Annotated in this window: 8 protein-coding genes; 7 read left to right on the plus strand and 1 reads right to left on the minus strand. The window is 61.6% G+C overall.

The window, feature by feature from the left end; all coding sequences use genetic code 11:
* The first annotated feature begins 259 nt into the window (after positions 1 to 259).
* From WBP53_RS14790 to gspE, 4 genes are all read left to right on the plus strand, one after another.
* On the plus strand, positions 260 to 1963 hold the full coding sequence (locus WBP53_RS14790) for a DEAD/DEAH box helicase (RefSeq protein ID WP_423930260.1): 1704 nt from the start codon (positions 260 to 262) through the stop codon (positions 1961 to 1963).
* A 162-nt stretch (positions 1964 to 2125) separates the two neighbouring features.
* Positions 2126 to 3034 (plus strand): type II secretion system protein N, encoded by a 909-nt coding sequence (locus WBP53_RS14795; RefSeq protein ID WP_423930262.1) that lies wholly within the window; start codon positions 2126 to 2128, stop codon positions 3032 to 3034.
* A gap of 149 nt (positions 3035 to 3183) precedes the next feature.
* Complete coding sequence (gene gspD / locus WBP53_RS14800) at positions 3184 to 5238, plus strand: type II secretion system secretin GspD (protein ID WP_423930264.1); 2055 nt, start codon at positions 3184 to 3186, stop codon at positions 5236 to 5238.
* Positions 5235 to 6728 carry a type II secretion system ATPase GspE gene (gene gspE / locus WBP53_RS14805; RefSeq protein ID WP_423930266.1) on the plus strand — a complete coding sequence of 498 codons (1494 nt, stop codon included), beginning with the start codon at positions 5235 to 5237 and terminating at the stop codon, positions 6726 to 6728. Before gspD ends, gspE begins: the two co-directional genes overlap by 4 nt.
* A 329-nt stretch (positions 6729 to 7057) precedes the next feature.
* On the opposite strand, the gene WBP53_RS14810 is transcribed toward gspE, so the two are convergent.
* The gene (locus tag WBP53_RS14810; protein ID WP_423930268.1) at positions 7058 to 7741 is read right to left on the minus strand and encodes a DUF937 domain-containing protein; all 684 of its coding nucleotides are present in this window, start codon (positions 7739 to 7741) and stop codon (positions 7058 to 7060) included.
* 164 nt (positions 7742 to 7905) lie between these two features.
* Between WBP53_RS14810 and WBP53_RS14815 the strand changes: the two genes are divergently transcribed.
* From WBP53_RS14815 to WBP53_RS14825, 3 genes are all read left to right on the plus strand, one after another.
* A complete protein-coding gene (locus WBP53_RS14815; protein ID WP_423930270.1) occupies positions 7906 to 8286 on the plus strand; it encodes an Hpt domain-containing protein in 381 nt (126 codons plus the stop codon).
* A gap of 101 nt (positions 8287 to 8387) precedes the next feature.
* Positions 8388 to 9311: an arginase gene (gene rocF / locus WBP53_RS14820; RefSeq protein ID WP_423930274.1), complete on the plus strand. Its 924-nt coding sequence runs from the start codon at positions 8388 to 8390 to the stop codon at positions 9309 to 9311.
* Positions 9312 to 9763: 452 nt separating this feature from the next.
* Positions 9764 to 11359: a sensor domain-containing diguanylate cyclase gene (locus WBP53_RS14825; protein WP_423930272.1), complete on the plus strand. Its 1596-nt coding sequence runs from the start codon at positions 9764 to 9766 to the stop codon at positions 11357 to 11359.
* Positions 11360 to 11465: the final 106 nt, after the last annotated feature.

Here is an 11465-nt window from a genome sequence, read left to right on the forward strand (position 1 = left end):
GTCCATTTCAGCCCAATCGGCTGTCCTGCGCAAGTTGGGGGCGGATCATTTCCGCACAAGGAGCCTTGGCGGCAGATTTTTCGGATCGCGAGACCGGATTCACATCCTGACACGAACCATTCAGCGACATGCGCCCGGTTCCATGCATGTTCCGCGACTGGCGCCGTTTGACAGGGCAAACCCTCGCAGCCGCAGAATTCTGCCGCCAAGGCTCCGTCACCGCTGCTCACCGACGCCGCCTTCACGAGACCCCCATTGAATGACACATTCACAACCGCTTACCGATACTGTCTTTGAAAGCTTCGACCTGCATCCCAGCCTGCTGGCAGGTCTCAATGACACGGGATTCATCCGCTGCACGCCGATCCAGGCGCTGACCCTGCCGATTGCTCTTGAAGGCAAGGATATCGCCGGACAGGCCCAGACCGGCACCGGCAAGACCGCCGCATTTCTGGTGGCCGTGCTCAACCGGCTGCTGACCAAGCCAGCGCTGGTCGAACGCAAGACCGGCGACCCGCGTGCCGTGATCCTCGCTCCGACTCGCGAACTGGCGATCCAGATCGAAAAAGATTTCCGCAGCATCGGCCGACACACCGGCCTGACCTCAGCCCTGATTTACGGCGGTGTCGATTACGAGAAGCAGCGCGAGACACTCAAGAACGGTGTCGACATCGTCATAGCGACGCCCGGACGCATCATCGATTACCTGAAGCAGCACGTCGTATCGTTTCGTGCGGTCGATGTCTGCGTGCTCGACGAAGCCGATCGGATGTTCGATCTCGGCTTCATCAAGGACATCCGTTTCCTGCTTCGACGCATGCCGCCGCCGGCCGAACGCCAGGGCATGCTGTTCTCGGCAACCCTCAGCCACCGTGTGCTTGAGCTCGCCTACGAGCACATGAACAGCCCGGAGAAGCTCACCGCGGAAACCGAGAACGTGACCGCCGATCGAGTGCGCCAGGTGGTCTATTTCCCGGCGACCGAGGAAAAGATGCCGCTGCTGCTCAATCTGCTGAGCAAGCTCGAGGAGCAACGCAGCATCGTGTTCATCAACACCAAGGCGATGGCCGAGCGCGTCACGCGCGCGCTCGAACGCAATGGCTACCGGGTTGCAACCTTGTCCGGTGATGTTCCGCAAGCCAAGCGCGAGCGCCTGCTTGCACGCTTCCAGAAGGGTGATATCGAAATGCTCGTGGCCACCGATGTGGCTGCCCGCGGCCTGCACATTCCGGCTGTGTCGCACGTATTCAATTTTGACCTCCCGCAGGACGCGGAGGATTACGTGCATCGCATCGGACGCACGGCCCGCCTCGGTGCGGAAGGCGATGCGATCAGTTTCGCCTGCGATCTCTACGCCATGGGCCTGCCCGATATCGAGGCCTACATCGATCAGAAGATTCCTACAGCCCGGGTCGAGCCGGAACTGCTGGTCGTGCCGCCGCCGCGCGTGCGTGCGAAATCGGCTCAGTCCGATGAGGATGCTGCTGCCAACGCCGAGGATGACCTTCGCAACACGGCTGGAGCGCCGCCGAAAGAACAGAAGCCGCGTCATGCCGGCCCGCGAACAGCGCGGCCAGCAGATGCAGGCCGCAGCCGTGGCCCCCGACGCGAATCGTCTGCGCAACCGCCGGTTGCAGCAAGCGAGGTCGCCAGCCCGGTTCCAGCCACGAATGCATCGGTATCGGAGCAGTCTGGTGCGGATCCCGCCAAGAAGCGCAGGCGCCGCGGAGGTCGTGGTCGCAACCGCACCAAGACGGGCGAGCAGAACACGACTTCGGCAGAATCCGGATCCGGGAATGGCCAGGCCGAAACCGGCAAGAGCGAGCGCAAGCCACGTCGCGAACGTGCGCCGCGCGGCGACAATGGGCGACCGGCATCCGCTCCCGAGACGGGAACGGCTGCAGCTCCGCACAAGAAACAGGGTTTCTTCAATCGGATCGCGAGCTTCTTCGGCCGCCACTGACCCGATTGACAGTCCGCCCCCGAGGGAAGCGGCTCACGAACCGACCAAATGCCTGACGCGTGCACGATCGCGCCCGCGCCAGGCACTGTGTCGGTGGCCGATTTGATAAAGTCACCTCCGGATTCCTGCTGGAGCCACTCGCGGATGCTGAGTCGCCTGAACATGGCTGGTTGGACTGCCGGCAAGCGTGATCGCCTGTCGGAACGCGGAGCGTGGCTGAGTTTCGCCGCACTGGCCGTACTTCTGGTCTGGATACTGGCGCGCACGTTCTGGCTGCTGGTTCCGGGCGATGATGGCCTGGCTGGCGGCGCGCAGCGCGAATTCGCCGTGGCCAGCAGTGCCCCCACGATCTCGATAGGCAAGTGGCACCTGTTTGGTGATGCTCCTCAATATCTGAATTCGCGCCGCGATGCGCCGACGACCACCTTGAGCCTGAGCCTGCGCGGAACCCTCGCGGATGCCGATCCGCGAACCGGGATTGCAGTGATCACCGACGAGCAAGGTACCGAGCGTGCCTGGCGTGTCGGCGAGGAAATCACCCCCGGGGTCACCCTCGAAGAAGTCCATCCCGATCGCGTTGTCATCCTGCATGCGGGTGCGCAGGAAGTCCTGGCGTTGCAGCGCAATGAACCCTCGGGCCGGGTCCAGCCGATTCCGTCGGCCATGCGTGGCGGGGCCGTGCCGCGAAACACCGCGCCGGCCGTGAACAGTTCGGGCATTGCCAGTTTCGAGCCGCCGAATATCGCCCACGGCGCAATGGATTGGCAGAAGACCATGGAGAACGTCGGCGGCGGCAACGCTGTCGAGCTCGCGAAGAACGTGCGCATCGACCCGGTCATCGGCGACAACGGTATCTCGGGAGTTCGCGTTTCTGCAGCCAATGGCGACCCCGCCCTGGTGGCGCGGCTGGGCTTGCGTCCCAGCGATATCGTCACAGCGGTCAATGGCGTGCCGGTGGACTCGGTTGCCCGCGGCCAGCAAATTCTTGAAAGCCTGCGCAATGCCAGCAGCGTGCGCGTTACCGTGACCCGCGACGGCCAGCCTGCCGAGATTACCGTTCAACTGAAGTAGAGCAGGGTATGGATTGTCCGGGGGCGGGGAGTGGAGGCACACGTTTGGCGTCGGGCTTTGCTACGCTTGCGCGACCTGCCATGGTTCGGATGATGGAGTCGACTGCGACTTCCTGACCCACAGCAACAATTGAGCGAGAGTCTGATCCGATGAAGTGTGCCTTCCTGTCTCGAATGGTCCTGCTGACAGCGTGCCTGCTGGCGGTCACTGCCCACGCCCAGCCACAAGCGTCCACTGTCGCGGGCAACGCGGACGGTCGGCACACCCTGAACCTCAAGGATGCCGATATCCAGGCGCTGATCGCGACGGTATCGGAAATTACCGGAAAGAATTTCATCCTCGGCCCCAACGTGCAGGGCAAGGTCACGGTGATATCGGCCAAGCCGATGCTGCCGGATGAAATCTACGATGTGTTCCTGTCGGTGCTGCGCGTTCACGGCTATGCCGCAATCAACCAGGGCAGCATGATCAAGATCGTGCCGGAGGCGATGGCCCAGCAGGACGGCTCGGCGTCGCTGAACGGTGCCAAGGAGCATGCAACCGACGAGCTGATTACCCAGATCGTGCCGGTGAAGCACGTTTCGGCAAACGAGCTGATCCAGATCCTGCGCCCGCTGATGCCGCAAGGCGGCCAGCTGATCGCCCATGCGCCGTCAAACTCACTGGTCATATCCGATCGCGCCGGCAACGTGGCCCGGCTGGTCAATATCATCCGGCGCATCGATACGGTTTCCGATGCCGAGGTCGAGGTCATTCCGCTGGCGAATGCCAACGCGGCCGAAATGGCGCGTACGCTGACTTCGCTCGCCCAGGACAATGTCGCCCAGGCCAACGGTGAAGCACCACGCGTATTCGCCGATACGCGTACCAATTCCGTCTTGCTGGCGGGTGCCAAGAATGCGCGGCTCAAGATGCGCGCCCTGATCGCACACCTGGACACCCCGCTTGAGAATGGTGGCGATACCCAGGTGATCTACCTGCGCAACGCGAATGCGGCCGATCTCGTGCCGATCCTGCAGGGTGTTGCTGCAACGCTGACAGGAATTGCGCCCCCCACCGCCACACAGGGCGAGGCGAGTGGCACGGGCAATGCGTCGATCGCGACGATTCAGGCCCATGAGCAGACCAACTCGCTGGTTATCAGCGCGCCACCTGCCGTGTACCGTTCGCTGGCTTCGGTAGTGCGTCAGCTCGATGTGCGTCGAGCCCAGGTCCTGATCGAAGCGATCATCGCCGAAGTATCCGATTCCACCGCCACCGAGCTCGGCGTGCAATGGTTCACGGCCCCGCAAAACGGAAAGGGCACCATCGGTGAGGGTGTCATCGGTGGAACCAACTACGTCGGTCCGAATGGCAATTCCAGTCTGACCGCCCTGGCTACCAACCCGCTGGGATTCTCCGGCCTCGGCGGATTGTCGCTAGGCTATGTCAACGGCACGCTCAAGATTCCGGGCACCGACACGGAGATACTCAATCTGGGTGCGCTGGTCCGTGCACTGAGTGGCGATGGAAAAACCAATATCCTGTCCACGCCCTCGATCCTGACCCTCGACAACCACGAGGCTGAAATCAAGGTCGCCAAGCAGGTGCCATTCCTGACCGGTTCGTACACCAACACGGCCAGTACCGGCGACAACGGCCAGGTCACCAATCCATTCCAGACCATCGAGCGCAAGGATGTAGGCCTGATCCTGAAGGTGACGCCGCACGTCAACGAAGGTGATTCGGTGCGCATGGACATTCATCAGGAGCTCTCCTCGCTGGCACCGCCGGTCACCGGGGCGGTCGATCTGATCACCAATGTGCGCGAAATCAACACCAACGTGCTGGTCGCCGACAAGGGCTTGCTGGTCCTCGGTGGCCTGGTGGATACGCTGACTACGGACAACAACAGCAAGGTGCCGGGTCTTGGCAGCATTCCGCTGATCGGCAACCTGTTTCGCTATCGTTCAAACCAGAACGACAAGCGCGATCTTATGGTGTTCCTGCGCCCGCAGATCCTGCGCGATGAAATCGCCGAAGCCGCGGTTTCGAGCGAGAAGTACAACTACATGCGTACCGAGCAACTGCGCTTGCGCGAGGATCCGGCCTTGCTGACCCCGCGTTCAGAGCGGCCGCTGCTGCCGGACGAGCAGGATTTCCTGAGCACACCGACTCAATTGATCGAAACCGATGCGGCGCCGAAAAGCAGGAACCGGCAATGACTGAGGCCGCCCGGGCCGAGCCGCGCCCGGCGCGACCGGGTTTCGGTTTCGCACGCAGGCACGGCGTGACCCTGACCGGCTGGCAGGCCGATGCAGCCGATGTGGCCTGCCGCCAGGGTGTACGTCCTGAAGTGCTGGCCGAATTGCGCCGCCATCTGGGCGTTGATCTGCATCTGACGGCCTATCCGCCGGCCGAGTTCGAAAGACTGTTGAGGGATCTCTACGAGCAGGGTGACGATGCGCGTGCCATGGTTTCGGATTTCGATGAGCGTCTGGACCTCAAGACCCTTGCCGATGAGCTGCCCGAGCCCGAGGATCTTCTTGAAAGTGAGGACGATGCGCCGATCATACGGCTGATCAATGCCTTGCTTACCGAGGCCGTCAAGGAAGGTGCTTCCGATATCCATGTAGAACCGTTTGAAAACCGACTGGTGGTTCGATTCCGCATCGATGGCGTGTTGCGCGAAGTGCTTGCGCCACAAAAAGGCATCGCCAATGCCGTGGTCAGTCGTATCAAGGTCATGGCGAAGCTGGACATCGCCGAAAAGCGCCTGCCGCAGGACGGACGCATCGGATTGCGCATTGCCGGCAGGCCGGTGGATGTGCGCGTTTCGACGATACCGGCCGGACACGGCGAGCGCGTGGTGCTGCGATTGCTGGACAAGCAGGCCGGGAAACTTGATCTGGCCCAGCTCGGCATGGATTCCGAATCGCGTACGCGTCTGGAGTCGATGATTGCCCGTCCGCACGGCATCCTTCTGGTCACCGGCCCGACCGGATCAGGCAAGACGACGACGCTGTATGGCGCCTTGCTCAAACTCAATGATTCCTCGCGCAATATCATGACTGTCGAGGATCCGATCGAGTACTACATCGACGGAATCGGCCAGACCCAGGTCAATACGCGCGTCGACATGACGTTCGCGCGTGGACTGCGTGCAATCCTGCGTCAGGATCCGGACGTGGTGATGGTCGGCGAGATTCGTGACCTCGATACGGCCGAGACGGCTGTGCAAGCATCATTGACGGGCCATTTCGTGCTTTCCACCCTGCATACCAATTCCGCGGTGGGCGCTGTCGCGCGCCTGCGAGACATGGGTGTCGAGCCGTTCCTGTTGTCTTCAAGCCTGGTCGGTGTCCTCGCCCAGCGCCTGGTCCGGGCCCTGGATCCGGCAACCCGCGAAGCCTATGCAGCGACGCCGACGGAACTGGCCGCGTTTGGCCGGCCGGCCGATGAAGTCGCGACCTTGTATCGCCCCCGCGCCGAGCTTGGCAACCGGCACGCCGGCTACAAGGGGCGTACCGGTGTGTACGAGCTGGTTCCGGTGGATGAAGCGATGCGTCGACTGATTCACGAGAACGCGTCTGAAGCCGAACTTGAACGGCATGCCCGCAAACTCGCACCGAGTATTCTCGAGGATGGCTGGCGCAAATGCCTGGCCGGACTGACCACGACCGAGGAAGTGCTGCGCGTCACGCGCGAAGATTAGCGAACTGAATCGCGCATGCCGGGAAAAGCGCGCACAGGATTCTCCGACAGCGCACCCGTGAGCGAGCGCTCCTGGTAGGAGGCCAGCCAGAGGCGATGCTTCTGTTGCGGCGTGCAGGCCTTCAACAGCCGAACGGCTGGTCAGAGCATCGCCCCTGACAGGCCTTCTGGAAAAAGCTGATCTCGGCCGGAGGTATCGAGGCTTGTACTAGCGTGGCGTTGTTCTTTTCGCAGGAAGCGGCTTCAGCCGCGGTGCCTCTGCTCCTGATGCCAATCGAAGAGTATCGCGGCTGAAGCCGCTTCCTACGGTTCTTGAATGTAGCGTTCTACCTATTTCCTGCCAAACGCACCCATCAGGCCCGCGCCGGCTTGCAGCATTTCGCTCATGCTGATTTCGCCATCGCCATCGGTATCGAGAACGCCGCTGAGCAATCCGCCTACGCCACTTTGCTGCAAGCGATTGTTTTCCTGGCCGAGCACGCCAGCGAGTGCGTTCGAGTCCATGTTCTGCTTGCGCGTCATGTTGCCGAGGGCGGCCATTACGATGGGCGCGAGCAGGGCCATCAGCTGTGATGCACCCGCGCTGCCGAGCCCGCTGGTCTGGCCGAGCCCCTGCGAAGCCCGATCACGACGGCCGCCAAAAATATGTCCGAGGATCGCTTCACCGGCGCCGCCACCTGCTGAAGCGCGCTGTCCCCCGGTTGCTCCGCCCAGCACGCTTCCGAGGATGTCGGCGATACCGCCGCCCTGACCGCCTGCACCTGAAGCGCCACGCAGGACACTGCCCAGGAGTCCGCCAATGTCGACGGACGAGTGATCGCGCTCAAGGGCGGAATGCAGGGATTGCGCACCTTGTGGAGTCGCAGTATTTCGCGCCAGTCCGCCCACCAGTAGCGGCAATGCTTGCTGGATCGCGTTGCTGGCCTGGGCCGGATCCATTCCCAGTTGTCCCGCGATGGATTCGATGGTTGATGAATCGAGTTGCGCGAATACGCTGGATGTCAGGTCGTTCATGGGAAACCCCGGTACGTTTGAGGCGGCAAAGTTAGCATGTACGAATGCAATCGAATGATTTGCACTGACAAAGGTCGTTAAACATCGTTACACCGCGGATACCCGTGGCGGGAAGCGTTAGTCTCGGTTGATCGTCCACCGATACGCTGAATCGAGGAGTCCGGATGGTTGGTGCGGAATTGCGACTGCAGGCGCTGCATGAGCGCTACCATGCATCGCTGCCCAACAAGCGGGCCAGCGTCGACCTGGCCTGGTGCGCGTACCGTGCGGATCGTCTGGATCCCGAGCGCCAGGAATCCCTGATGCGGCTGGTCCATCGACTTGCCGGATCGGCGCCGTCCTATGGCTACGGCGAAATCGGGGAGATTGCTGCCAAGGCAGATGTCCTGATGGAGCAGTTCCGGCAGACAGATACGCCTGAACCAGTTGGGCATGCCGGCCTGGATGGACTGGATCCGTTGATTGCATTGCTGCTGCAGGCGCTGGATCAGGCTGCGGCATCGCCAGCGCGCACGCATGAGGCCATCGCGGACGCGCAGTCGTAGCATCGTCTGGTCTTTCACCTGAACGAGGTGGTTGGCCGGTGTTCATTGGCCATGCCCGCACAGGAGCGCTATCCTGCGCGCCCTCGTCCAGGAAGAACCTGATCATGCCTCGTTACCTACCGGTTTCCCTGATTGGCGCCCCGACCGACATTGGTGCGGGCCACCGCGGAGCTTCAATGGGACCCGAAGCCCTGCGTGTTGCAGGCATCGCGGAAGCCCTGGCCCAGCGCGGAATCGACGTGATTGATCGCGGCAACCTGACCGGCCCGATGAATCCCTGGCAGGGTCCGACCCACGGCTATCGACACTTGCCCGAGGTCCAGGAGTGGAATCGGCTGGTCATGCAAGCCGTGGCCTCTGAGCTGGCTCAGGATCGATTGCCCGTGCTGCTCGGTGGCGATCATTGCCTGGCAATCGGCTCGATTACAGCCGTCGCCCAGCACTGTCGCGAGCGCAACAAGCGTCTGCTCGTGCTCTGGCTGGATGCACATGCCGACTACAACACAAGCTCGGTGACGCCATCGGGAAATATCCATGGCATGCCGGTCGCCTGCCTTTGTGGACTCGGCCCCCGCGAGCTCACCGAGCTCGGTGGCAGCGCACCAGCGATGACGCCAGACAGCATTCGCCAGATCGGCATTCGCTCGGTCGATTCCGGCGAGAAGAAGCTCGTGCGCGATGCCGGACTCGATATCTATGACATGCGTTACATCGACGAAATCGGCATGAAGCGCGTGATGGAAGAAGCACTGGCCGACATTGATGACAACACGCATGTGCATGTCAGTTTCGACGTCGACTTCCTTGACCCGAGCATTGCGCCTGGCGTCGGCACCACCATTCCCGGCGGCCCCAACTATCGTGAGGCACAGCTTTGCATGGAGATGATCGCTGATCGCGGGAATATCGGATCGATCGACATCATGGAAATGAATCCCGCCTTCGATGATCACAACAGGACCGCGATCCTCGCCGTGGATCTCGTCGAAAGTCTGTTCGGCAAGAGCACCCTGATGCGCGACTGAGCGGCCAGCGCTGGTTGCGATATTGTGACAATTCGTGAACGGCCGCCCTCGTTTCGAGCTTCGGCCGTGACGTTTCGCTGATCGCAGAGCCCTGGGCCTCAGCGATCCTGACCAGACCCGTGCAGCGACGCTTCGCTGCAACTCCTTGTCTGCGATGCATATTCCCTTTCAGCAAGGTCGCTGCAGCCAAGGCTTCCTGCTGTTCGCCGGGTGAGGGCCGGGGTTCGGATCGCGGGCCGCCTGCATGGCACACAGCTTGCTTGCCTGTTTCGCAGCACGCGCAACGCTCATCCGTTTGATGCTGGGTAGTCTGCCGTCGACCTGTCGAGCCAGCGTTGGCGTTCCATGCCATTGCTGGCGCTGCAGATTGACTGGTCTTCGTTGATGGGGGCGCGCAACCGATTGCGGACAACGGCTGTCCGTGCGTGTGATGTATGCATCAGGCTTTTCGCATGTTTGCTCGCAAGCGCCATGAACAAACCCGACTGGCAACACTGATTGCAGCGCCGACGCAATCCGGCGCGTTGCGGCGACCCATGCTCTGTTCCATCGTCGCCTTGGCACTGATCCTTGCCATTGCCGCAAATACCAATTTGCTGGCGCCTCCACTCCTCGCCTTGCTGCTGACCGCATCGGTGATCGCGATCATGATTTCGTTGCGGCGTCGCGCAAATCATCGGCATTCGAGCACGACGCAAGCTCATGAGGCTGGTGAGTCGGTGAACGGGGTTGGCGATAGCGGCATTTCCGGCGAAACGTTGTTCGCCGCATCGCCGATCCCGACGCTGCTGGTCGAGGGTGAGTTCTTCGAGATCGTTGCAGCGAATCCCGCTGCTTCTGCGCTATATGGCTGTCATCTTGCGGAACTCCGCGGTAAACAGTTTGCCCAGCTTCAGCACTCCGCGCCTGCCGGCGAAAGCCCGGGCAGCGCGCCTCCCGTTTCCGGTCTGGCGCGACACCATCGTGTTGACGGCAGTGCCATCTGGGTTGAGCTTGATGTCCAGTGCATCCAGCAGAATGGATCTTCCGTGTGGTTGGTGGTTGTCACGGACGTCACCGCGCGGCTGCAATTGGCCAGCGACCTGCAGACCAGTGAAGGCAATGCGCGCGAACTGATTGAACTGAGCCTGGGAATCGTCTTTACCCACGACCTGTCTGGCAAGCTGCAGATGGTCAATCCGGCATTCATGCGAGCTCTGGGATATTCCGAGGACGAGTTGGTCGGGCACGAACTTTCGGAGTTCATCGTGCCTCGTCAGCACGATGCATTTGTCGCCTATCTGCTCGAGGTCGCCAGAACCGGGCATGACTCCGGCGCGGTGCACATGCTGGGTCGTGATGGGAGTGAGCAGGTATGGGAGTTCCGCAATCGCTTGCGCACGGCTGCCGACGAGAGCCAGCAGGTAGTCTGCTGCGCCATCGACATCAGCGATCGCAGCCGCAATGAACGCAAGCTGCTTGAGAAATCGCGCAAGGATCCCCTGACCGGATGCTACAACCGCAGCCATCTCGCCGCATTCCAGGTCGATGCTCTGCCAGGGGCCAGCTGGGCCTGTGTGGTTATCGATATCGACCACCTGAAACGCTACAACGATGCCTACGGCCATCGCTCCGGCGATCAGGCAATCATCCGCACGGCCCGTTTCCTTGAGCGCATGGTGCGCAAGGATGATTCCATTGTTCGACTTGGCGGCGACGAATTCGTGATCCTTCTGCAGAACTGCGACAGGGCCACGCTGGAGTCGTTTGCTTCCCGACTGCAAGCGGCGCAATCCACCCAGGAAACGATTCCGTTTTCGTTTGGTCTGGCCATGCGAAAGGAAGACGAGGAGCTGGAGTACACTATCCACCGCGCAGATCGCCAGATGATCGAGCGACGTACCATCGAACGCAGCAGCATCCGGATCAATGGGCCGATAGAGCCGAAGCGCCCGAACATTCGCCGCTCAGTGATCAGGATCCTGGACAAGACAGAGACGCTGGAGCCTGTGTCTGAGCCTGGCCATGCAGAGAATATCCGCTCCGCGATCGGAGATTTGGAGAGCTAAGGGCGGTGTGGGCTGGCAAGGTGCGCTCAATAGCAACCTGGATTGATAGTGATTGCCTTGCTTTCTACACAGTCGTTCTCAGTGTGTAGAAGAGTCGATTGTAGTG

Source organism: Dokdonella sp. (assembly GCF_049593775.1).
In the GTDB taxonomy this organism is placed as follows: Bacteria; Pseudomonadota; Gammaproteobacteria; order Xanthomonadales; family Rhodanobacteraceae; genus Dokdonella.

Excerpts from the sequence above, each read along its gene's own strand:
- WBP53_RS14815 (WP_423930270.1), top strand. The coding sequence starts at position 7,906 with ATGGTTGGTGCGGAATTGCGACTGCAGGCGCTGCATGAGCGCTACCAT.
- WBP53_RS14790 (WP_423930260.1), top strand. The coding sequence starts at position 260 with ATGACACATTCACAACCGCTTACCGATACTGTCTTTGAAAGCTTCGAC.
- WBP53_RS14825 (WP_423930272.1), top strand. The coding sequence starts at position 9,764 with ATGTTTGCTCGCAAGCGCCATGAACAAACCCGACTGGCAACACTGATT.
- WBP53_RS14810 (WP_423930268.1), bottom strand. The coding sequence starts at position 7,741 with ATGAACGACCTGACATCCAGCGTATTCGCGCAACTCGATTCATCAACC.
- WBP53_RS14795 (WP_423930262.1), top strand. The coding sequence starts at position 2,126 with ATGGCTGGTTGGACTGCCGGCAAGCGTGATCGCCTGTCGGAACGCGGA.
- gspE (WP_423930266.1), top strand. The coding sequence starts at position 5,235 with ATGACTGAGGCCGCCCGGGCCGAGCCGCGCCCGGCGCGACCGGGTTTC.
- gspD (WP_423930264.1), top strand. The coding sequence starts at position 3,184 with ATGAAGTGTGCCTTCCTGTCTCGAATGGTCCTGCTGACAGCGTGCCTG.